Source organism: Shewanella sp. VB17, from assembly GCF_013248905.1.
Classification (GTDB): Bacteria; Pseudomonadota; Gammaproteobacteria; order Enterobacterales; family Shewanellaceae; genus Shewanella.
In genome coordinates this window covers 145,508-168,212 of the sequence record NZ_JABRVS010000001.1, presented here as the reverse complement: position 1 = coordinate 168,212, position 22,705 = coordinate 145,508, and the positions used below count along the sequence as shown (strand labels likewise).

General features: G+C 40.8%; 18 protein-coding genes. 11 read left to right on the top strand and 7 right to left on the bottom strand.

Annotated features, from left to right (window positions below; genetic code table 11):
- Positions 1-11 precede the first annotated feature (11 nt).
- Together HQQ94_RS00700 and HQQ94_RS00695 are read left to right on the top strand one after the other, a co-directional pair.
- Positions 12-2,354, top strand: coding sequence for a DUF2357 domain-containing protein (locus HQQ94_RS00700; protein WP_173292643.1), 2,343 nt, complete (start codon positions 12-14; stop codon positions 2,352-2,354).
- Positions 2,355-2,660: 306 nt separating this feature from the next.
- A complete protein-coding gene (locus HQQ94_RS00695) occupies positions 2,661-3,107 on the top strand; it encodes a hypothetical protein (RefSeq protein ID WP_173292642.1) in 447 nt (148 codons plus the stop codon).
- A gap of 84 nt (positions 3,108-3,191) precedes the next feature.
- Here the strand turns inward: HQQ94_RS00695 and HQQ94_RS00690 are convergent, their stop codons facing one another.
- Positions 3,192-4,127: a DUF1186 domain-containing protein gene (locus HQQ94_RS00690; protein ID WP_173292641.1), complete on the bottom strand. Its 936-nt coding sequence runs from the start codon at positions 4,125-4,127 to the stop codon at positions 3,192-3,194.
- Positions 4,128-4,235: 108 nt separating this feature from the next.
- Positions 4,236-5,258: a hypothetical protein gene (locus HQQ94_RS00685; protein WP_173292640.1), complete on the bottom strand. Its 1,023-nt coding sequence runs from the start codon at positions 5,256-5,258 to the stop codon at positions 4,236-4,238.
- 1,123 nt (positions 5,259-6,381) lie between these two features.
- On the opposite strand from HQQ94_RS00685, the gene HQQ94_RS00680 reads away from it, so the two are divergent.
- From HQQ94_RS00680 to mog, 7 genes are all read left to right on the top strand, one after another.
- Positions 6,382-7,605: an alpha-xenorhabdolysin family binary toxin subunit A gene (locus HQQ94_RS00680; RefSeq protein ID WP_173292639.1), complete on the top strand. Its 1,224-nt coding sequence runs from the start codon at positions 6,382-6,384 to the stop codon at positions 7,603-7,605.
- A 56-nt stretch (positions 7,606-7,661) separates the two neighbouring features.
- The gene (locus tag HQQ94_RS00675; RefSeq protein WP_173292638.1) at positions 7,662-10,040 is read left to right on the top strand and encodes a hypothetical protein; all 2,379 of its coding nucleotides are present in this window, start codon (positions 7,662-7,664) and stop codon (positions 10,038-10,040) included.
- Positions 10,041-10,183: 143 nt separating this feature from the next.
- Positions 10,184-12,094, top strand: a complete 1,911-nt coding sequence (locus HQQ94_RS00670; protein ID WP_173292637.1) for an alpha-xenorhabdolysin family binary toxin subunit A — start codon at positions 10,184-10,186, stop codon at positions 12,092-12,094.
- 165 nt (positions 12,095-12,259) lie between these two features.
- Positions 12,260-13,735 (top strand): carbon starvation protein A, encoded by a 1,476-nt coding sequence (locus HQQ94_RS00665; RefSeq protein WP_173292636.1) that lies wholly within the window; start codon positions 12,260-12,262, stop codon positions 13,733-13,735.
- A gap of 105 nt (positions 13,736-13,840) precedes the next feature.
- Positions 13,841-14,272 (top strand): lysozyme inhibitor LprI family protein, encoded by a 432-nt coding sequence (locus tag HQQ94_RS00660; protein ID WP_173292635.1) that lies wholly within the window; start codon positions 13,841-13,843, stop codon positions 14,270-14,272.
- A gap of 52 nt (positions 14,273-14,324) precedes the next feature.
- Entirely contained in the window at positions 14,325-14,828 is a 504-nt protein-coding gene (locus HQQ94_RS00655) for a C40 family peptidase (RefSeq protein ID WP_254303967.1), read from the top strand.
- A gap of 431 nt (positions 14,829-15,259) precedes the next feature.
- Positions 15,260-15,793 carry a molybdopterin adenylyltransferase gene (gene mog, locus HQQ94_RS00650; protein ID WP_173292634.1) on the top strand — a complete coding sequence of 178 codons (534 nt, stop codon included), beginning with the start codon at positions 15,260-15,262 and terminating at the stop codon, positions 15,791-15,793.
- Positions 15,794-15,936: 143 nt separating this feature from the next.
- Here the strand turns inward: mog and HQQ94_RS00645 are convergent, their stop codons facing one another.
- From HQQ94_RS00645 to HQQ94_RS00635, 3 genes are read right to left on the bottom strand one after another with little or no spacing between them, the layout of a single operon-like run.
- Positions 15,937-17,085, bottom strand: a complete 1,149-nt coding sequence (locus tag HQQ94_RS00645; RefSeq protein ID WP_173292633.1) for an ABC transporter permease — start codon at positions 17,083-17,085, stop codon at positions 15,937-15,939.
- Entirely contained in the window at positions 17,082-17,816 is a 735-nt protein-coding gene (locus HQQ94_RS00640) for an ATP-binding cassette domain-containing protein (protein WP_173292632.1), read from the bottom strand. The genes HQQ94_RS00645 and HQQ94_RS00640 overlap by 4 nt, the downstream gene beginning before the upstream one ends.
- Positions 17,809-19,389 carry an alpha/beta hydrolase gene (locus HQQ94_RS00635; protein WP_375335709.1) on the bottom strand — a complete coding sequence of 527 codons (1,581 nt, stop codon included), beginning with the start codon at positions 19,387-19,389 and terminating at the stop codon, positions 17,809-17,811. The genes HQQ94_RS00640 and HQQ94_RS00635 overlap by 8 nt, the downstream gene beginning before the upstream one ends.
- A gap of 249 nt (positions 19,390-19,638) precedes the next feature.
- On the opposite strand from HQQ94_RS00635, the gene HQQ94_RS00630 reads away from it, so the two are divergent.
- Positions 19,639-21,435: a long-chain fatty acid--CoA ligase gene (locus tag HQQ94_RS00630; RefSeq protein ID WP_173292630.1), complete on the top strand. Its 1,797-nt coding sequence runs from the start codon at positions 19,639-19,641 to the stop codon at positions 21,433-21,435.
- Positions 21,436-21,483: 48 nt separating this feature from the next.
- Positions 21,484-21,888, top strand: coding sequence for a thioesterase family protein (locus HQQ94_RS00625; RefSeq protein WP_173292629.1), 405 nt, complete (start codon positions 21,484-21,486; stop codon positions 21,886-21,888).
- A 4-nt stretch (positions 21,889-21,892) separates the two neighbouring features.
- Here the strand turns inward: HQQ94_RS00625 and HQQ94_RS00620 are convergent, their stop codons facing one another.
- Complete coding sequence (locus tag HQQ94_RS00620) at positions 21,893-22,150, bottom strand: GNAT family N-acetyltransferase (protein WP_375335686.1); 258 nt, start codon at positions 22,148-22,150, stop codon at positions 21,893-21,895.
- Positions 22,151-22,167: 17 nt separating this feature from the next.
- Positions 22,168-22,599: a thioesterase family protein gene (locus HQQ94_RS00615; RefSeq protein WP_173292628.1), complete on the bottom strand. Its 432-nt coding sequence runs from the start codon at positions 22,597-22,599 to the stop codon at positions 22,168-22,170.
- Positions 22,600-22,705: the final 106 nt, after the last annotated feature.

The window sequence follows — 22,705 nt, the reverse complement described above, 5'->3', positions numbered from 1 at the left end:
ACTCGATAACAATGACAACAAGTAAACGCGCTACCATCAAGCTTGAGCATCACGACTTCACTGTCTACGTGAGTTGTGATGATATCGTGAGCCCGTTAAAAAAACTGTCCCATACCTATTCACAGCGTAACCTAGCCAAACCTGCTGAAAATGATGTTGTCGTTTTAGCTGATGATTTAAAGGGTAAATATAAAGCCACATTTGATGATGGGTTAGCTTTAGAGTCCCCCTTCTTTTTTGAGAATAGACAATATCGGTTTGAAGTTGAGTTTAAACGCCACGTGACTGCACATTCTGCTGCGGTTAACCACAAACACCGCTTAATAGAAGAAGCTTTTTACTTAAACCGAAAAGGCAATACACTTCAGGCTACGCTTAATTTTGGCAATGATGTTGGCCGCTGTCGTTTTAGGTTAGATTATCAAATAAATGATAAGCCATGCTCTATAAGCATTAGGTTTAATATATTTGCTACTAAAATGGTGGTTGAGCAAGATCTCAGGTTAATAAACCAAGCCATTGATAATATCTACCCTCTATGGCGCTATAGCTTAAGCAGTAAGACGACTCAACAAGTGAGTAAATCAAGTCGAAATCTAGATAAATTTGAACTGTTTTGGTTAGCACAATTTGAACGCCTAGTAGAGGAGTTACAACTTGGTGTAAAACAGATCATCAATTCTCCCCATAACAGATTGCAATCGTTTACTAAACAGCAAGCATTAGATCGAGTCAGTAAACGATTAAAACCAAAGCAACTTGAAAAAGCTCAACAGCTGATGAATGCAGGCATAACCAATCCGCGCATCAATATTGGTTATAAAAAGTTAGCTGTTGATACGCCCGAAAATCGTTTCATAAAAATGGTTATCAACACGATTTCAAATAATTTAAGAACACTGATAACTGCTATAGCATCGGAAAAAGGGACAAAAATGTCCAACTCCTTTTTTGAGCAGCTGCAAGCGTGGCAAAAAAGCTTTAATAAAGTGAGCAAGCAGCAACTTTGGCGTGAAGTGGGCAATTTTAATGGACTCAATAGTGAGTCCAAGGTACTGCAACAAGGGACCGGCTATGCCAAGGTCTACAAACTATGGCAACAATTAAAGCATTACTTAAATAAAACCGATAGCCATGGTGATATTTCAGTGAAATCGATAGCCGATCTCTATGAGATTTGGTGCTTTGTTGAGGTGATGGAAGTCATTAAAAGTCTTGGTTTTAAAGAGCAAAAGCGAGAACTGTCTAAGTTAAAGCAGGTTCAGTTTGAAAAGCAGTTTAGTAAAAATGGTATGGCTGCCGCATTCGAGTATAAACGTGACCGCGATGGTATGGCGATTAAGCTTGCCCATGAGCCATCGTTTTCACCTAAAGGCGTTGAAAACCGTACTTGGCTAGCGAATCAGCGCCCTGATATAGTACTGCAAGTGATCCTGACAAATAATGAATCATTCTTTATTTTATTCGATGCTAAATATCGAATTGATGATTATCAGATTAGTGGTAAAGATGCAGTACCAGAAGGTGCAATAAATCAGATGCATCGCTACCGAGATGCCATCATTCATCAGCAACAGACAGATAATGAAAAACCGATAAAGAGTCGGCCAGTAATGGGGGCATTCGCTTTATACCCAGGTTTTTGTGATCAAGCAGAAGATGAAAATCCCTATCAAGAGGCGATAGATCAAATAGGTATAGGTGCTTTTGCCTTGTTACCCAGTGATCTCGACTCATCAAGTCACCGTTTGTGGTTGCAAAACTACCTTAAACAGAAATTGGGTGGAACAACGTCAGATTACCGAAAGCGAAGCCATGATTATTATTTTGTGGAGGATGCTGTACGTATACCCCCTTATGGTCAAAATGCTATCCGTCATAGCGGGTTAACTATGGTAGCGCCTCTTAATGAGATCAACCGTGATAATACTTATATACAACAGGCTAGGACAGGCGCGTTAAAGGGCTACCATACTCAACTATTAGCGACCAACCGCCAGAATGTACATCGAAATATTATCCGTGAAGTGCACTACTTCATCGTAACAGTGCGAGAGGATATAACGGGTGAAAAGCAGTATGGTCAATACCTTTATCGTGTTGCTAATGTAAAGCTGTTACCAAGACATAGCATAGATGATAACTTAACAGGTAAAGCCAGCCGTGATGAACATCTATATTGGTTATTTGAATTTGCTGGTGAGCCTACTCCTCTTAAAAGCAAGCTAGAAACGCCCTATGAAGAACATTTCAAATTTAAGCTAACTAAAGCTGAATACCTTCATGATATTAACAATTGGGATGATATAACAGGCTCATACCAGCTCTACGCTGAACTTGATGAAACTTGGTAGTCGCCTCAAAAAACAGTAAATTTTTCAACAAAAAGAAGCAATCGAAGCAGCACACTGCTTGTAAAGACCAAGGTGTGGATGTGTAATGGTCAACTAATTCTGGTCACGTGTTTATGGGAGGTGAACTTTACCAGCTACGCCTCATCTTCAGGTTTGCCCTCGCTATACATTTACTGCTACTGCTACTGTGGTAAACTGGTTCTAGTGAATGATTTTTGGCACCCATAAACACCTGTGCTTTAGGTCTAGCATTTTGCCCATTAACAGGGTTTCATATTTTATGAAACATTGGAGAAGTATTCAAACATGGAAAAGTTAAAATTTATTTTTTTGACTCTTATTTATTTAACGTCACTTGCTACGACTGTATGCTGTATTTTGGTAATGACTTTTACTTTCTTTAGTACTAAAGAGAATTATATTTCAGTCACAATAGCTTTTGGCATACTCACACTCGTTTTTGGGTTAATTTCGTTATCCATAAAGCGACACAAATCAAAATTAAAAAATAATAAAATTGAAAACCTAGTGTTAAAAATTGCTACTTCACATGATGGGCTAGTTACGGCAGCTGACTTAGCACTTAATAGCTCAATGGGCCTAAAAGAAGCTTCTGCTTATCTAGGTGGTTGTTATTCAAATGGTTTATGTGAAAAAAGATATGCACAAGAAAACTTGGTAGAAGTTTTCTATTTTAAATCGGCAATTTCTTTAGAGTCTAAAAAAACCTCCAAGTTAATTGCCGAAATTTAAAAGAGCGATAGCCGTTTCTGGTGTATGAAAAAAGAGATTGCGATGTAACCTGTTCATCGCTACTGTGTCCAATTTTAACTTTGTTTACACAAGACAACACTTCTTGAATTTCTTACCACTATCACAGGGACAAGGATCATTACGGCCCACTTTGATTTCAGCAACATAGGGTTGTTGTAAAGCATAACTGTCGATATCCATGCCACCAAGCTCATTATTTGAGTACATCATATTCTTTAGGATATTCTCAAGCTCTTCATCTGCTATATCCTCATCGCTGATATTATCTTCGGGCGAAAAATCCGACCATTGAGCGTAAAAATCAATGACATCAAAGTCGCCACTGACAAAACCCTTTTCCCAGTCAGAATCCCCAATACAGCCATTATCCCAATCAAGAATTGGCTGGTTTTCAATGGGGCCATTGTCCATAACACCTTGATTGATTAAATCTGTAAACTGAGGTCGATATTGATCAAATTGATAAGAGATAAGTTCATTAGCTAAGTAAAGTAAAGCGCTTGATTGATGATTATTAACTAAATTTTTAATGAACTCGGGGAAAAAACCATTCAATGTCTCGTGAGTTATTTGTTCTGTATCTAACTGAGCAAATAAGGTTCCTATTGCGGCCATTTTAATAAAATCCCCGGCCTCATGGGAATGAACAATACCACACAGTTTATCAGGCTTACCCTGAGCCAAAATGTAGTATGCCGTGGGTAGGCCCATGCTAATAAAATCCCCAAAAAGGTCTCTTAACGGCCAATCACCTCTATTGGTTAAGTTAATTAAAGAATCAAAGCGATCAAACTGCTTACGATCGATGATCATGGTAATACTGAAAAAGAGTAAGTTAAGTTCTGAATAATCTAAGTGTTCCTCGACAATAAACCGCTGCATTAATTCGTCAATAATGGGTAGAAGTTCGGGCCACAACTCTCTTGCACTCAATAACGCCTCAACAGGTAGTTCTGTTAACTCATTACTAAAGCAAGTTATTATCTCATCTAAATTCATCAGTTACTCAAACATAAGGGAACATTGCGCCATTATAAATAGATTAAAATAAATAGTCGATTAGATAAAGTACACAATACATGGTTCGGTCATCAAAAATAACCAATACTATTTGCTATCGGTCTCTTGCATCGTTCTGGCGCCGCTTCCCATGTTTGGATCGGTTCGCCAAGGCCATTGGTTACTATTGAAGGGCACTGGACTTGGAAAAATTGCTTTTTTACCCGCCAGTGACATTGCCTGAGTTAATGCGTCTCTGACGCCAGAACTTAAAAGTTCGGTATCCATCAGCATATTGTCATTAAAAAACACCTCTCCTAGCACTCGATCGGAAAGGATCCGAGCCAGTAGGTTAAGCATCTTGTCAGGCTCAATGGTAAATTCGGTGGTCTCAATCATTATCAGACGTCTATTAATGGCTTCCATTCCCATAAATTGGGCTAAAATCAGAAAAAGAATATTGTTCTGACGTGCGACGTACAAGGTGTTAGTCATGGCGTAGGTATTATCCCAGTCGTTACCGAGCATTTTTTTCCACTGACTAAGTACCTCAACCCAATGATTTACCTGATAAATAACAGCAATATCAATTAATTCTGTAATAAAAGGTTTTGAATCTCTAGCAAAGCGTTTAATTTCATCCTTATTAAAAGTGCCATTTTCAAGCCAGCGACTCATCACATTAATATTACGAACAAGGACAGCTTGAAAAATGTGCCGATCTTTTGTGGTAGCTTTAATTAACTTAAGGTTTTTTAAGGCTGCTTGATTCGCTTTTAAATAGACTAGCATAGGCTGCTTCCATGAATTGTCAGTTGAAGGGTCTATGGCACTGACTATTTGATAAATAGCCATACTTGCGTGACCAATGGATTTGGCAAACTGATATGCTTCTGGGGCCGCAGGCGCTTCTAGCGGTGCCATTCCCGGCCGATATAACATAAAACGTCCACCCGCTCCCGAGAATAAGCCCAATATGACTGGGTGTTGATCCATTAGCTCTGTCTTAAATGAAGTTAACGCGGTTTGATAGAGAGGAAACATCATATTATTGAGCGTTATCACACTTGCCGCAGGAGTCATTTTGCCCTTTTTACTCGCTGTTAAGTGAGGATTTGCTGCTAAAGCCATTGAGCATAATATGCTACAACTAACTAAAATAGTTTTGATTACATAAGTGTTTAACCAGAGGCTGTAAGCTAATTTAACTAACATCATATTTTCCTTTATTTATTATTTATTATTTATTATTTATTATTTTTTAGTGTTTACTTACGGTGTTAGTAAGTCGCTGAGATCTAGCAAGCACTTATCATAACAACTGACGTTAAACAGCGTGCACTGTACATTATTGAAACAAAAATGCCACTTTCTCTATTGGTTCAGATTTGTTTGTTGTTTAATTGTTGGTATTCTTGAGTTTGGTTCACTTTAGCCTTTTGGTTTTTAAATAAGAAAAAATAATGCTTGTTGGATGAGTTTAAATGTAAAAAGTAGATTTTTCAGTGGTTATCTCTATGGTTTAATTTTGATTGTTTGATACCGCCAACGTTTCAGAAAGCACATTATTATTATGCTAAACATCTTGATATTTAAATTCGTTATTTGATTTTGTCAACCTGTTACCATATTAATAATTAACAAGGTGGTTACTTATTAATAACTGGGTTGATGTGATTTATTATCTTAGTTGTTTTTAGTGCTTGGTAATTCTAATAGTAAATGAGTGAGTTAATTCTATTTCATTGGCGGTATTGTCATTTTATTTTTATTGAGATTATAGCGCTACATCTAGGTGTTAAGTCATACCGTTGAATTACATAAAAAACATAATTGCTCTAAAAGTGATCAAAAGGTATTGACAAGTAATACTTTGGTGTTACTGTAATGGCTACAAAATGAGCTTACAACTATAATAATGGAACTCAATATGTCATATTTTTATACATCACATCGCACTGGTTACATTTTTTAAACTTTTCTTGATGAATTGTTTATTTGTAGGTGTCGAGTCAATTAAATTTCACTTTAACGTTAGTTGATTTTAATTACCCTGTTGGGTTTTTCTTTGCGCTATATAAATAAATTTAAACATTGTTTTTTAGATTTAATGTTGTTTTTAAAATAATTTTATTTCTATTTAAAATTTAATTAACCCAGTCATTTATCTAGGGTCATGCCTATGAGGGAGAATGCTACTTATATTGTTTTTTTTGTAAACTAATTAATTGACTATTATGTTAAGGGGATAAGCATGGAATTTAAAAAAAATGTACTCGCTATTTTTCTAGTCACGATGTTTAGCACTAACCTGCATGCTCAAGAACGCGATAATGTGCTTCTACCTGCGGATGAATTTACTGAAACAGTTGAATCGGATACAGGAGAAGAAACAGAAAACTTCGTACTAGACAGTGATGAATGGGCTGTCATTCAGGTATTTGCTATTACGGCAAGGACATTGCCTATTACCGAAGAGGCAATGCGTAATCGTTTTAAGATGTCTGACTCACTTGAGTTTGGCTACAACTATCAAGAGCTGCTTGGCAGTTATGAAAGTGTTCATGACATTGCAGGTCAATGGCTAGACCCTAATGGCTATCGCGACCAAATGGTTGATCTTGCGAATAGCATTAGCGCATACGCTACCTCGACCATGTCTTATACGAATCCGGCATATGGCATCCCACATTGGTCTCAACAACTCTTGGATGCGCTTATATCCGGGGATCAAGAATTAGCCCTATCAAGTTTAGTCACTCTTAAATCATTCTTAGAGCTAATGCAGACTCAAGCTGAAGGGTACTATAGCGAAGCTGATGAGCTAGGTGATGGTCTTACTTCATTTATTAATACGTTGGACGAAGAGAAGCAAGAGTTGTCTCTAGTACAGCAGAGCAATGCAGAAATATTAGAAAATGATGGTTCAGCAACAAAAATAAAAATTGATCAGCTGCAAGATTCAATTGAAGAGAAACAACAAGAATGGAGTAAATGGGTCACAGTGGCATCCACATCACCGACCTATGTCACCGTCGCTTTTCCTTTTGGGGCCATTGCTTCCATTTCCGCCGCCGCTGCAGGAACGGCAAAGGCGATAGCGTTAAGAACAGAAATTAATTTTCTTAAAGATGATTTGAAAGCGTTGGCAGATACTTTGGATACAGAGGAACTGACTTATGCATCTTGGATAGTCGCCAATAGCAGCATTGATAATACTCGTCAGCAAATATCCAATGCGCTTACATCATTAGAAAAACTCAAAGGCGGCTGGAGCGTCATGGTGGGTAAGCTTGATGCCATCTTAGCAACACTTGAAACGGCTCAAAGTGAAGGTGTCATTGATAATCCTGTCGTCGAAGTAGCAACAGCTCTCACACTTGCACAATTAGATACGTTAGAAGAGGAGTGGGACGGTGTGAAGGAGAGCTCAGAAGGATGGGTGAGAAACGCTTATGTAACTTCAGGTAGCGAATAGTTTGATTGGGGCAAGCCCTTGGCTTGCCCCATATCAATTTATTAGGAGATGTGATTATGTCATTTAAAAAAAACGCTATTTTTATCGGAATGTTACTGGTGCATCAAGGCACGCTAGCTAGCCCCTGGACCGACCATTATCAAGTTGCGGAGCCACAATACCTTCCTAGCCATTATCAAGGTGTTACAGATTCAACTGTTGCAGGGCAAGTTGTTAAACAAGACATGCTGCTTAATGCAAGTGATCTAAAAGAGACGTTCAGCCAATATCCTAGCGCAAAGACATATGTATTTATTGCAGATACCCTTGTTATCGATGAATCTGTCATTGAAAACATAGCAGGAAAAAATATTTTTGTTTTGGCGCGTGTGATCACAGGTACAAGTAGCTTAGCGTTCATACAAAGAGATAGCCATCCTATCACTACAGTGACAGTGGTTGCGGATGAAATTGAACCAGCAAAAATATTGATCACATCACCAAGTGGTCATAGTACGTGGGTTGAAGATAGATCATCTGGCTATCAATTTAAATATATGAATATATTGGGTAATGAAAGAGTGACCTATGATGAAAGCACTATTGCGGGCATCATTGCACTATTAGGTAATAATAAAGACTATATATTTAATAATGCATATGATTTAAGTGCATCTATTTTTGACAGTCAGTCTGTGCTCACCCTAGAAATGTTAGATTGGTATGCTACTTTGCTAGGTCATTCTTCTACTTTGATAAATGAAGAAAACGAAGAAAACTTTGGTGATATTTTCCGTGCGTTAAAAAGTTTGAATTTGTTTTATAGCTCCTCCCAAAAGGCGCAAAATTATGTGCCAGTGTTGAATCTTGATGTCTACTCCAACAATTATGGGCAAATCCTCGATGCGATGGAAGCCTATCAAAGTGAATATGATCAATTTGAAAATCATCAGATTGATATTGAGGCTAGGCAAGCGAGTGCAGCGCTTATGTTGGAGAAGCTAGATAACGCATTGAATGCGCAAGAGGGTATTGTTAATACTCAAATCTCAAAAATAGAACGTATACAAGCTTCTCTTACAAGAAAGTTGAACGCTTTCGAACTGCAAGAAGTGGCTATTATAGCGGCTAGAGACAAGTTTAGAGCAGGCATAATCAGCTACCAAACTCGATTTGGTTTTTCTTTGGTGCTTGATGTTTTTTCGGCGTTAAGTGAATTGGCAACCTCTGTAATATCAGCTTTTACCATTGGTCCAGCGGCATTGGCGGGCGCGGCAGAGGCTATCGGTGAAGCCGCTGATAGTGCTCAGCAAGGCGTGAATATCGCTAAAAAGCTGACGAATATAGGAGACAATATTACTAAAATTAACAAGCTAATGGGAAATATTACACGTCTTTTAGAGCTGATTAAAACCAATAAAATAACTGCAGAGTTAAACCAAATATTACAAGACTCGGATCTTTCTATTCCCAGCATAGAAAGTGCAACTCTTGAGTGGGACTTGGCTAAAATAGACATTGATACAACTCTGGGTGCTGCTGAAAAGCTAGAAATCCTTGGTACCCGAGAGTACAAAAATGAACTCAGTAAACTAATAACAACGGGTTCAAGTGCATCAAGTACTCAGCTTACTATCATACTTGAAACCTATCGACTGGCCGAACTTCAGCTAGCCAAACAAGCTATTGAAGATGATTATATGCAAGTTAGTCAATATATTGAGGAGTTAGGCAGTGATGAGCAGGCTTTGGAAAAAGTCGAGCGCTACCTATATCGTGCTTATAACTTTTTCAAGCGACCACTTTACAGTGCTCAATTGAATTATAATGCTGCATATAAGTACCATACCTTTCACGACAGTACCGTTGTGCCAAGCGCTAATGCCAGTTATCTGGAATATAATCAGAATTTGGTTTCAATGAATGAGCAATTAACCCAAGTGGTTGAAACCTTTTACGGCAATCCACCGCAGACTTTCTGGACGAGTACTGAACTCACTGACGAGACCATGCTGAATCGATTAAAGGAAACCGGAGAGTTTACTTTTATTATTGATGAGCAAAACCATAACAGTTTTGGTGCAGGGATATTTAACAATAAAGAGCGGGTGCGCTTAGAGCGTATTGGTGTGAGGCTACTCGGTGAGGAATTGGAAGGTGGGCGGTATGAATTTCAACTGACGCACACTGGAGAATTCAGAGATTTCTATCAAGACCAAGCGTATCTTTTTAATACTAAAGAGTCCGATCGAACCTATTCCTATGAAAAAGAAGGTCAAGAGTATACAGAGATCACTTCTGGTGAGGTTGCTGAAGACTTTGGTGCCTTCTATTTTAAACCAACACCGTTTAGCACCTGGACAGTCAAGCTTTTTGAACATGAAAAATTTGATTTAACGAAAGTGCAGAGCATTGAGCTGATCTTTGAAGGTGACTGGGTGACGCCACCTTTTTAAAAAGTTAACGTAAAAATGGGCAGCTGATCAAGTGAAACACTATCAGCTGCCACTGCTTAACAACCAGTCATGTCAGGAAAGAAAGCGCCTAGATTATGTGGGGAACACATTAATTTAATGAGCATATTTAAGAGGTCTGTATTATGTGGCAAAAAATAATATTAGCGGCGATCTGTACATTTGTCTTGCAAGGTATTGCATTCGCGGAGCAAAGTCATGTTCTGGGCAATGCAGAAGCCTTTGATATTCAAAATAGCGACTCTATTCTTAGTAAAGAAGAATGGATCCAACTCAATATGTTAGCGCGTACAGCGAGCACACTGCCAATATCCGAAGATAACATGCGCAAGCGTTTCATGATGGGAGATAAGGTCGTATTTGACGGTATGTATCAAGAATTGCTTCAACGCTATCAAGATATCCACCAGATCTCTGATACTTGGCTAGGTGAGCTAGGCTATCGCGACCGTATGGTCGCTCTGGTAGGTAGTTTGGTTGATTATGCTCAAGGGGTAACCGACACTTCTAGTGATATTGTGTCTCAAGCAAATCAGTTGCTTGCGGCAGCACAAACAGGGAATAGCGAGCATTTTTATCAAGTAAAAGTTTTATTGCTTGCCACTTTGGAGGCGATGTTAGAGGACGCTAATCAATACTATATGGATGCTGACAATTTAGGTGATGGATTGACTATTTTCATTAATAATCTTGAAATTCAGCTGGTAGAGTTAAGTCAGCTACAGTCTATTAATTCAAATATTTTAGAAAATGATGGCTCTGCTGCCAGTAATCAAATTGACGAGTTGAAAGCGCAAATTGATGACCTCAATCGTGAGTATAGAAAGTGGGTGAAGGTTTCTGCCACCACTCCAACATATGCATGGATTTTCCCCTTTGGTACCATTGCTGCTGTCAGTACCGCTGCTGCAGGTACTGCACAGGTCTTAGCGCTTAAGAACCAAATTAAGTCTATTCGTGAGGATGTGACTCGCTTGCGTCAAGAAATGGCTCAAGATCAAGCGGTTTATCTCTCATGGAGTATTGCAACTGATAGTATCGAGAAGATATTAGACAATGGACAATCTGCGCTGATGTCACAACAAAAGCTCCGAGGAGGTTGGGCTATCATTGTTAGTCAACTTGAAACAGTTGTTGAGGGAGTCCGTCATATTGACAGTGAAGAAGTGATTAATAACCCGAATAACGTGGTGGCAGCAGCCTTAACTCAAGTGAATGTCAATATTGTGCAGCAGGGGTGGCTAAACGTGTTAACGGCAGGGCAAACTTGGTTAGCAAATTCAGATGTGACAGGTGTTTCTTCTGCGCAATTTAGTGTCCCGATTACATCAGAGCTAGCCGATGAGTTTGGGGTCAGTTATTCCACGCAAGTGCATGAATATGCTACCGGACTCTCTTGGCCTACTTATGATTATCAACAAGCTACCACTCTGTGCCACAGCCAGGGGATGCGACTTCCCACCAAATTCGAATTAGTAGAATTGCAAACATGGTTTAACCAATACGAAGACTTAGATGAACATGTGTGGCCTGTCGCAATTGACTATTGGTCTGCAACCATTGACCCTCAAGGACGCTATTACACAGTGGGGATAGATGGCGGTGGTACAACGAGATATCCACATGGTCATCAATATGTTGTTTGTACCTCAGGAGAAACACTGAATGAGCCCGTTAGCCCACCGCCCCAAGCATCGGCACAATTCACGCTTCCATTGACCAAAGAAGAAGCCGAAGAATCGGGTGTTGCCTTTACTGGATATAAAGCAGAAGTGGATTTTGGCCCTAAATGGGCTACGTTCACCTATAGCCAAGCCAAATCTATGTGTGAAAGCAGAGGGATGCTGCTGCCCAGCTCAGAAGAGCTTATTCAATTTGCTCAAGACGGGATAGTAGGTTGGCCGACACACAGAGATTATTGGACTCAAAATAACTCAGATGACGATAACTGGGATTATATCGTCAACATTGTTTGGGCGGAGCCAATTGTTTTTATGAAAGAATGGACCGCTTACGGAGCATGTAAGTATCGCTAAACTGAGATCGACTTACATCTGTATTAGACTAAGACGGTCACTTGATCTGATGTGTTAACTGGTAGATACTCGTAGTCGAACATATGCCCAAACGACCTCAAGATGCTGAATCCCGCATCTTGAGGTCGTTTGGGTATACCCCCTAAAAGAATGGATGATAATAAAATGCTTATATTCATTATCTGCATCGCCTTGTTGCTACTCGCTTATAAGTTCTACAGTCCATTTGTAGAACGTCAAGCGGGGATCGACAATAATGCCAAGACGCCTCAAACTCGCTTTGCCGACGGCGTCGATTATGTCGAAGTTCACCCGGTGAAAGCCTTTCTAATTCAGTTTCTTAATATTGCTGGTGTTGGCCCTATTTTTGGCCCCATCTTGGGGGCGCTTTATGGTCCTATCGCCTTGGTATGGATTGTTTTAGGTAATATCATTGGCGGCGCAGTTCACGATTACTTCTCAGGTGTGCTGAGTATTAAAGAGGACGGTAAGAGCCTACCAGAAATAGCCGGCCACTATTTTAATGTCTACGCTAAAGGCGTGATGCTCATTTTTACCGCTATGCTGCTGTTTTTTGTTGGTGTGGTGTTTATCATGAGTCCAGCGGGCTTATTGAGTCACTTAGATTATTTAGAAGGGACCATCTTCGCGAATAATACCCTCTGGGTATTGGTGATTTTAGCTTATTACTTATTAGCGACCATGCTGCCTATTGATAAAATCATTACTAAGCTCTACCCAATATTTGGTCTGTTGATGATTGTCATGACGGTATCGATTGCCGGAGCTTTATTAATGAGTGCGCCTCAGTTACCTGAGATGGGGAATATTTTTGCCTACTTCGATCATAGTCATTATAACAATGAGCTGTTGGAACCTAATCCTGATGGTTTACCCGTTTGGCCTCTACTGTTTGTGACCATTACTTGTGGTGCCATCAGTGGCTTTCACTCGACTCAGGCGCCGATCATGGCTCGCTGTTTGACTAATGAAAAATATGTTCGTCCAGTCTACTATGGTGCCATGATGTGTGAAGGCATCGTAGCTTGTGTATGGGCGTTGGCGGGGATTGCCGCCTTTCCCGGTGGTTATATCGAACTTAAATCGATATTGGATCTCGGTGGTCCGGGAATGGTGGTTAACCAAGTTGCGACTAGCTACCTGGGTGTTGTGGGTGGCATTATGGCAATTATTGCTGTTGCTGTTTTTCCGATCACTTCAGGAGATACGGCATTTAGAGCCTTACGATTGACCATAATCGATGCCTTTAATATTCCTCAGAACGTGCGCAATCGTCTGTTGATTTCCGTGCCGATTCTGGTTATTGCCTATTTTATGACTAAGGTCGATTTTACGCTTATTTGGCGATATTTTGCCTTCTCAAACATGTTACTGTCGACCAGTGTGCTGTGGCTGGCGACTAAGTATCTATTTGATCGAGGTACTTTCCATTGGATTGTCAGTTTGCCTGCAATTGGTGGAACCAGTGTCACCGTGTCCTATATTATGACTGCTGGTATCGGGTTGGGCTTGCCTCAGTCCTTTAGTCAACCGACAGGCATTGCCGTAGGCATTGTCTCCTTGATTGCACTTATTTTAGTGCATCAGAAGCGTAAGCCAGCGGCTAAATCTGAGGCCTAAACGGGATCTCAATGTAACGGTTTAATTGAATAAATCAGGGCGGCCCAGTGTGCCGCCTTGTTAGATCTATACAACACAAAAATGAAATACCTGAGTGATATAATAATGCGGTTTAAGTTGAAAAAGTTATTACTTCTAATGGGATGTTTGCTGCCCCTAAGTGCTATGTCTAGTGAACAAGATTTAGACTGCACCAAAGCGGTTAGCACAATAGAAATTAACGCCTGTGCGCAGGTCGTGTTAGATGATTTAGAAATGGAAATGCAGCGATATTTAGATAAGGCGATTGAACATGCATCTGCAACAGGTGAAGATAAAGATCTGATTTCAGAAATAAAAAAATCTCAGTCCGATTGGGAGCTCTACAGAAAATCTCAGTGTTCAGCTGTTTATACGAGATATATTGGGGGAACAATACGAGGGGGAATGAGCCTATCTTGCAAGCAAGACTTAACAAAAGATAGAACATACCAAATATGGAACCACTTTCTTACCGAATTGTCAGGGAGTTCAGTTTTGGCAGAGCCTAAACGATAACCTAATCCCTTACTGTTATCTTAAGTTCACATTCAAGCTCTCGAGGCCACTCTTGTTTAGATTCATTGTTTGTTCTTTTATCTTGCTTGTCGTCGTTGGGTGTTCGAGCCAATTACCTGAGCAAGCAAATCACGATTCTGCCACGGATAAAACGACTCTTGCAAATACACAAGAGCACGGCAATAAACAACAGGTCTTAGAGCAAAAGTTAATGGCTTTTCATCGAGAATGGCGAGGGATCCCTTACCGTTACGGCGGTATGAGCAAGCGGGGCGTTGACTGCTCAGGTTTTGTGTCTCTCGCTTATCAGCAGATTTTGGGGAAAAAGCTACCAAGAACGACCGCAAAACAAGTGTATCTGGGTCAGTCGATTATAAAGTCTCAATTAAAAACAGGTGATCTTGTGTTTTTTAAGACTGGATGGTCGACGCGACATGTAGGCATTTATTTGAGTAATAATCGATTTTTACATGCTTCTACTAGTCAAGGTGTGATGATCTCACTGTTGGACAATAGTTACTGGCAGCAAAAATATTGGCAATCGAGACATTTGTAATTTCCAATTTGCCAGTTTTAAAGCGATAGAAAACCTCGAACAGGGGCTGATTTTGTAGATCCTAACGAGATATATACCCAAGCCACTTCAAGGTGCTCGTTTCAGAGCCTCCATAGGATGGCTGAATAAGGCAGTGATTGAAAGAATGGTTGTTCCCTTGTTGATAACACTAACACAGTGCAGGTATTCTATGGGAACTCCCAGAGGGCATGGCGAGAAGCAACCTATTTCTTCGTTATGAAATATTGAATTAGAATAACTAGTCCGTCAATTTCATGAAGACCGCCATGGATGGTGGGAATGTCGTTAATGCAGGAGCAATTAACGCCCTTGAACTCTGTCACTTCTCGACATGCTGAATCCTGCATCTTGAGGTCGTTTGGGTATATATTTTTAAGGTGTAATAAATCACATAATGAGTAGGACATAAGATGACTAAAGCTAAAATCGGTATCGTGACAGTGAGTGATAGAGCCAGTGCGGGTGTGTATGAAGATCTTTCTGGGAAAGCGATTATCGATGTGCTCAACGAATACCTCATTTCTGAGTGGGAACCTGTGTATAAAGTGATTCCAGATGAGCAAGTTGTTATCGAGGCAACCTTGATACAAATGGCTGATGAGCAACATTGCAGTCTTATTGTTACCACTGGTGGTACTGGACCTGCTAAACGTGATGTCACACCTGAAGCGACTGAAGCCGTGTGCGACAGAATGATGCCTGGTTTTGGTGAGCTGATGCGAGCAGAATCTTTGACGTTCGTTCCTACTGCTATTCTTTCGCGTCAAACCGCAGGCTTGCGTGGTGGTTCGCTGATTGTAAACTTACCGGGTAAGCCAAAGTCTATCCGTGAGTGTTTGGACGCTGTTTTCCCGGCTATTCCCTATTGCCTTGATCTCATGGAAGGCCCTTTTCTTGAATGCGATGAGTCGGTGATTAAGCCATTTAGACCCAAAGCTAAATAGGCTAAGTTTGTCTCATTGGTTAACATTCGATTTAGCCATATTGTGGTGAACACCACTATGGCTATTTATCTCAAATGGAGCAGAGAGTGAGTTTCAGTATTCCCCTTCAGAATTGAAGAGGAATACTTATTATAAACAAGAAGCTACAAGCCGAATATTATCTTCTCGCTCTTAAGTGACTTTTCCATTGCCACTATTAAGCTGATGGCAATCATTAAGGTGCTGATTGATGATAACAGCAGCTGCAGCATAGGGACCTCTCTTCCTTTGATAAAAGCAATGAGTGCTTGCTGTTGCCCAGAGACAGGGAGCCACTGCAAGGTGTCAGGGGCGATATTATAACTCGCAGCCATGGATAACATCATCGGGATTATCAACACTAGGGTGAGATAGGATTGGGCCTCTTTAAAGCTTTTTGCCATAAATGAAACAAACAGTTGCAAGCTGGCAGCCATTATCGCAATGGGTAGAGCGACCAATAACATTAGGAGGATAAACTCGGTACTGATAGACACAGTAAATCCAAGTTGCTGCCAAGGAACGAAGGTGTAAGATATTTTAGAAATAATTAAGGTCAACAAGAGCCCTAACATGGCAAACACGGTTACGGCGATAACTTTAGCAAATACAATATTGCGGGTTGAAACGGGATGGCTCAAGAGTAAGGCTAATGAATTGCGTTCACGTTCACCTGCACTGGTGTCTATGGCCAAGTTCATTCCTGAGATAAACACGGCATAGATCATGGTCATCGTGGCGACACCTAATATCACCCCACCTTTGGAGTCAGGCGTGGCCAGATCTTCAATGTTAAGTTTAACGGCTTGTACAACACTTGGATTAATTCCGCGGGCGATTAAGCGTAGACTGCCCATCTCGGCGCTATATATCTGCAAGTTTTTTTGGAGACGGCGGATGGAGTTTTGCAGTTTTTCATTGGAGTTATCAGCGATTAGGGTGATTTCAGCACTCATACCTTTTGACATATTTAGGGCATAGTCATCGCTAAATACTAGCCGAATATCTTTAATATCAAGGCTTGTATCTTGGCTATTACCATGGGTGATCCCTTTGCTGGAAAGGTACTTAACTAGATCAGGCCCATTATCACCATTTTCAATGGTGATATTGAGATCTTCTGGGCTAGTCATTTGTCCGATTAACAACATAAACATGCCGCACATTAATAATGGGGTACCAATAGCGTAATAAAGGCCAGCCATGACAGAGCGTTTGTCTCTTGCTGCATCGATAAGCTCTTTTCTTATCATTGTCACCATACTGCTGGTCATGCTGCTATTCCTTCATCGGTGCCTATAAGTTGAATGAAAGCATCTTCTAAGGAGTCTTTTCCTGCTTGCTTGCAAAGTTCATCAGGGCTGCCAACGGCAACGACTTTACCTTCAGCCATAACGATAACGTGATCGCACAAAGCGGCCACTTCTTGCATTACGTGGCTTGAAAAAAGCACACAATGTCCCTGAGTCTTTAGATTTTTCAATAGCTCTCTGAGTACACGGGTGCTCATCACATCCAGTCCTCGGGTTGGCTCGTCGAGAATGATATTAGTGGGCTGGTGGACTATTGCCTGTGCCAGTGCTGTTTTCATTCTTTGACCTTGAGAAAACCCTTTGCAGCGACGATCGGCGATATCCTTCATATGTAGCTGGGTTAACACTTTCTGTGTGGCTATTTTGGCTGCTTTACGGGATAAACCATTTAATTCGGCAAAGTAGCTGATGTATTCCCTTGGTGTGAGTCGTTCATAGAGACCAAATGGATCGGGGAAGAGGCCGAGTTGTTGTTTAGCTTGGATTGGAGACTTAGCAACATCGATACCATCTATTTCTGTATGGCCCTCGTCAGCCTGCAGTAAACCAAATAGAGTACGTAGGCAGGTTGTCTTGCCTGCACCATTGGGGCCGAGCAGCCCTGTTATCTGGCCATCTTTGGCTTCAAAGCTTAAGTCATTGAGTGCTTGAACATCGTCAATTTTCTTCGACAAATTACAGACCTTAATCATGGCTATCTCCTTGCATAATGACGGGCTTTGATGCTTTTTCGGGTATGGTTTCTACGGTGCTAGCGTTGAGGTAGAAGTTACGGCTGACATCTTTATGTAAGCATTTACTATCGAGCTCACTAACACTACCAGTGTCGACAAGTTGAGCGATAATATCGTTACCACATGATTGACCTGCAACACCATGGGTGGCATAAGGAGCGATAAAATGTTTAGCATTGGTGAGCTTTTCCATGACAATTTCGCCCCAGCTAGGGGGGGTTGCCGGATCTAGGCGGCCTGATAGCAGTAAAGTGGGAATATGACTGCTAACGGGCGCTGAGAAGCGTTCATCTACTGCAGGCATATTCCATACGCTGCAGGATTGCTCGAAGCTTGCTATCATTTCTTGGCCGAAATACGTTTTGTTAGCTTCGTCACGCTGGCTAGGAGTTAGCGGTTGCCAATCTTCGCCGCACACCACTGAGGTGTTCATCCCCATGGCAATACCTGTACTATCAAGGTTAAGTGCTTGTAATCCTAAAATAGGGAGGTAATTACCGTTTGCAGCTTGATGAATGGCGTGAGGGATCAATGCCCTGATATTAGGCACATACAGTGCCATGCGTATAGCCCCTGTAAATTTAGCTCGCGTCATGGTTAATTGTGTAGCCTCACTTGTTAGGGGATCACTGATTTGTTTGATCACAGGTGCGAGTGCCAGGATGTCATCGATGGCGTGCAGTTCGGCTTCGATATTGGCGTAGCGAGCGTTGCATAAATTGTTATTAGTACAATCTTCAATGAGTAGCTTGATTGCTCTACTAATGGCGTTATCAATGTCGAGCACACTTCGTTTCATTGGAACGACCCCGTCTAAAGTGACGGTAGAGAGCACTTTGGGATAGTGACGCATATAAAGCTGAGCCATGCGTGTGCCATAGGAGATTCCGTAAACGTGCAGTTTTTGATAGCCAAGATGTTGCCTAACAGCTTCAAAATCTTGCAGGGCATTTAAGCTACCGTATTGGGTCACATCGCTATCGGCTAAATTATCTAAGCAAGTTTGGGTTTCTTTGGTGATATCGAAATCCGCTTCATTGGCTGCTAAGGTGCTTTCTGTATTATCCACTTCACAATTGAGTGCATTTGAACGTCCTGTACCACGTTGATCAATAAGTAAAATATCTCTATTTTGTCTGATTTTACTGAAGGTACTATTAAAGAAGGCGGCGTTATCTATTGCTGATTGACCCGGCCCACCAGCAATGGCTAAGAAAGCGTCATCATGATTGCTGTTTTTAATGGAGGGTAGCACTGCATAATGAATTTGTATCTGTTTAGCCTGTGGTCGATTAGCATTCTCAGGTACGGTGATGAAGCCACAAGTGAGTTGTTCTGAGAGTCCTTCTAGGTAGCAGTGTTTTTGCTCGCTTTGTTTTAGTGAGCGTAAAGTGGTGTCATCTGCAAAAGTTGCAAGACTGATCATTAATCCGCTAATCACCCATGTCCCGATGAGTGTTGAAATCGAAATGTGTTTGTTTTTAATACGAAAGAGCAGAGAGCTGTCTCTTGTTTGCTGTCCGTGATACATCATGTCGATATCCTATGTTGAATCCTATTTGAGTTTTACTAAACTATCATTGTATCAGCATGTTAATCTTGTATAAAAAGGCTAATATTAGCACAAATTAACCTGAATCCAGCAGTGTTAATCTATTGGTAAATAGCGATTTTTGGATGATTTAATATCATTTGAGTAAATACTCTTATTTTTTGCTGCGTACTAAAGTAAAATGATAAAAAAGAGGTACATATGTACGCTTAAAAGGTTTGTAAATTTATGTCGCTCGAGCAATACCAGTTAACACGTTTAATTAAACAGCAAAGCATTAAAATGGGTGATGCTATCGCACTTGAAGGTTTTGACATGGTGGCACCATGGCATAAAGTGAGCTGGTACGATTTTGATCATATTAGCACTAAAATTGCTCAGGCCATGATCCATTTCGGATTGCAAATACAAGGCCGCGCAGTGATTTTATCGCATAACAGTCCTCAATGGAGCTGTGCAGATGTTGCGAGTCTCAAGGCGCGCGTGATAGTGGTCCCTATTTACCCGACCAGTACCTTAGAACAAGCGCAATATATTGTAGATGATGCCAATGCTCAGTTGATTTTTGTCGGTGATGCTAGTCATTATCAGATGGCGTGTGAATTGGCTGATAGTTGCAAAAGTCTCACTCATATCGTGGTGTTTGATAAAAGTATTGAGCTCCGAGACAGCCTAAATCATTATTATTTCGATGATCTCATTGATAAAAGCTATCCATCAGAGGTATTACTAGCGTTAAATCAGCGTTTGGATGATGCGAACCTCGATGATTTATTGACGTTAATTTATACCTCTGGTACGACAGGTGAGCCAAAAGGGGTGATGTTAGATCACCGCAACATCGCTTCTATGGTGCGCCAGCATGATCAATTATTACCTTTTACTCCAGGTGATGTGTCGCTAGCGTTTTTGCCTTTAAGTCATGTATTTGAGCGAGGTTGGAGCTTTTATGTACTTTGCCGTGGTGGCCGCAACGTTTATTTGCCAAATCCGATGGCCGTAAAAGAAGCCATTTTGCAAGTTAGGCCACACACATTATGTGTCGTGCCAAGATTTCTGGAGAAAGTGTACAGTGCGGTGCAGGATAAAGTGATTAAGGCGCCAAAACTAAGACAGAAGATGTTTGCTTGGGCTATGTCAGTGGGTTATAAACAGTCTGAAGTTGGGCAGAGACGGCGCCAGTCATCAATGGGTTTAGGTTTACAGTGGAAACTTGCCGATAAACTGGTTTTTAGTAAGTTGAAACAGGTCTTAGGCGGTCGCCTTAAATTTATGCCTGTTGGTGGTGCAGCATTAGACCCTAATGTGGGAACGTTCTTTCAAAGTATTGATGTTCCTGTACTTTGTGGCTATGGAATGACAGAGACAACCGCTACTGCGACCTGTAATACCTTAGCCAATCGCGTACCGGGTTCTAATGGCCAAGTCTTGCCTGAGGTTGAAATTAAGCTAGGTAAAGATAATGAAGTTTTGGTGCGTGGCGATACAGTTATGCGAGGGTATTACAATCGTCCAGAAGAAACGGCTGCAACGTTTGAAGATGGCTGGTTGAAAACAGGTGATGCGGGTCGTATCGATGAGCAGGGTAATTTATTTATTACCGATCGCATCAAGGAGTTGATGAAAACCTCTAATGGTAAATATATCGCGCCACAACGCGTCGAAGGCAAAGTTGGGTGTTGTCCGTTTATTGAGCAAGTCGCGATTATTGCTGATGCTAAAAACTATGTGACCGCATTAATTGTACCCGCCTTTGAAACATTGGAGTGCTGGGCCAAAGAGAAAGGGGTTTATTATGACTCTCCCATTGAGCTGCTGCGCCATCATCATGTTATTGAGCATTTTGAACAAAGACTTAAGATACTACAGAGTGAGCTTGCTCATTTCGAGAGAATTAAGCGATTTACCCTGTTGCCTGAAGCGTTCTCGATGGAAGCGGGGCTTATCACCCCAACCATGAAGTTAAGGCGTAAAGTTATTTACAACAAGTATGCCTGTGAAATAAACAAGATGTATGTAAAATAATAGCGTGCATCCATTTACTTGATTCACAAGAACATAAGGATATTAGCCGTGCCAGAGACTTTCTTTAGTGTAGAGATCCAACCTAGATTCAATGAGACAGATGGGCTAGGGCACATTAATAACACTGTGCTACCCGTTTGGTTTGAGGCGGCTCGTGAGCCAATATTTGAAATTTTCAATCCGAGTTTAGATTTGAGTCAGTGGAATTTGATCGTTGCAGGTTTCACTATCGCCTATACCTTACCGACGAATTATGGCATGCCTGTATTGGTGAAAACTTGGATTAGTCGTGTTGGTAATGCGAGTTTTGAAGTTGCGCAGCAAAGCTGGCAAGAAGGCAAGCAAACTGCAGAAGCCAAGACCACATTAGTTTACTATGACTATGCTCTTGATAAGAGCCAAGCGATCACCGATGTAATAAAGCAACAGCTTATTCGGTTTACTGGAGAGTGAGAGCTTAAAGTAGTGATAAAAACTTCTTCACATACCAACAGCTGGCTTCAATTTTGTAATCCTGCTCTTTAGCCCAATGAAGGCCATGGTGGACTAGCTTTTCTGCGAGTCCACGGCCCCTAAGTTCATCAGGAACGAAAGTACGGGTAAAATTGATTTGGTCATCATCAATTTCATAGACTAATATTGCCTGTTTTTGGTTAATATTAATTATAAATTGATGTGAAGTGTGCTGATGTAATACTGGAGTATCGGTCATCATTACCCTATTTTATATTCTTAGGCTTGTTGCTCATAATTTTTTAGTGCGTTTAGCACTTTGTCGCTTAAGTTAGATTTTTTACCCGTGTTAAAATCAAACATCACCACTAATGAGCGACCTAATGTGGTGACAGCCTGTTGCGTTTGGCTAAATACCGTATAGTTCATCATAAAGCGATCTGTTTGCACATCGCTGATAGTCACGCCGACGAGTAAGGTGTCAGGATAAGTTATCGGACGTTTGTAGCGTGCATTGTTATCGGCTAATACAGGACCGATATTGGTTATCTGTAATTCGTTGAAAAGACCTATCTGAGTAAAAAAATCGATACGTGCTGATTCGAAGTATTTAAAGTAGATAACATTATTAACATGTTGCAGTGCGTCCATTTCACCCCAAGCAACGGTTATTTCAGTATGGATAGGATGTTGTTTGATAAAACTTTCCATTTTTTCGCCCCGTTACTCAAAAATACATTCAAACAAGTGTTTAAATTTGAGGCTTAGCATAACAGTATGACTAAGCGTCAACAAGCAGAGCGAGAAAATAGGTACC

Excerpts from the sequence above, each read along its gene's own strand:
- HQQ94_RS00700 (WP_173292643.1), top strand. The coding sequence starts at position 12 with ATGACAACAAGTAAACGCGCTACCATCAAGCTTGAGCATCACGACTTC.
- HQQ94_RS00695 (WP_173292642.1), top strand. The coding sequence starts at position 2,661 with ATGGAAAAGTTAAAATTTATTTTTTTGACTCTTATTTATTTAACGTCA.
- HQQ94_RS00690 (WP_173292641.1), bottom strand. The coding sequence starts at position 4,127 with ATGAATTTAGATGAGATAATAACTTGCTTTAGTAATGAGTTAACAGAA.
- HQQ94_RS00685 (WP_173292640.1), bottom strand. The coding sequence starts at position 5,258 with ATGGCTTTAGCAGCAAATCCTCACTTAACAGCGAGTAAAAAGGGCAAA.
- HQQ94_RS00680 (WP_173292639.1), top strand. The coding sequence starts at position 6,382 with ATGGAATTTAAAAAAAATGTACTCGCTATTTTTCTAGTCACGATGTTT.
- HQQ94_RS00675 (WP_173292638.1), top strand. The coding sequence starts at position 7,662 with ATGTCATTTAAAAAAAACGCTATTTTTATCGGAATGTTACTGGTGCAT.
- HQQ94_RS00670 (WP_173292637.1), top strand. The coding sequence starts at position 10,184 with ATGTGGCAAAAAATAATATTAGCGGCGATCTGTACATTTGTCTTGCAA.
- HQQ94_RS00665 (WP_173292636.1), top strand. The coding sequence starts at position 12,260 with ATGCTTATATTCATTATCTGCATCGCCTTGTTGCTACTCGCTTATAAG.
- HQQ94_RS00660 (WP_173292635.1), top strand. The coding sequence starts at position 13,841 with ATGCGGTTTAAGTTGAAAAAGTTATTACTTCTAATGGGATGTTTGCTG.
- mog (WP_173292634.1), top strand. The coding sequence starts at position 15,260 with ATGACTAAAGCTAAAATCGGTATCGTGACAGTGAGTGATAGAGCCAGT.
- HQQ94_RS00645 (WP_173292633.1), bottom strand. The coding sequence starts at position 17,085 with ATGACCAGCAGTATGGTGACAATGATAAGAAAAGAGCTTATCGATGCA.
- HQQ94_RS00640 (WP_173292632.1), bottom strand. The coding sequence starts at position 17,816 with ATGATTAAGGTCTGTAATTTGTCGAAGAAAATTGACGATGTTCAAGCA.
- HQQ94_RS00635 (WP_375335709.1), bottom strand. The coding sequence starts at position 19,389 with ATGTATCACGGACAGCAAACAAGAGACAGCTCTCTGCTCTTTCGTATT.
- HQQ94_RS00630 (WP_173292630.1), top strand. The coding sequence starts at position 19,639 with ATGTCGCTCGAGCAATACCAGTTAACACGTTTAATTAAACAGCAAAGC.
- HQQ94_RS00620 (WP_375335686.1), bottom strand. The coding sequence starts at position 22,150 with ATGATGACCGATACTCCAGTATTACATCAGCACACTTCACATCAATTT.
- HQQ94_RS00615 (WP_173292628.1), bottom strand. The coding sequence starts at position 22,599 with ATGGAAAGTTTTATCAAACAACATCCTATCCATACTGAAATAACCGTT.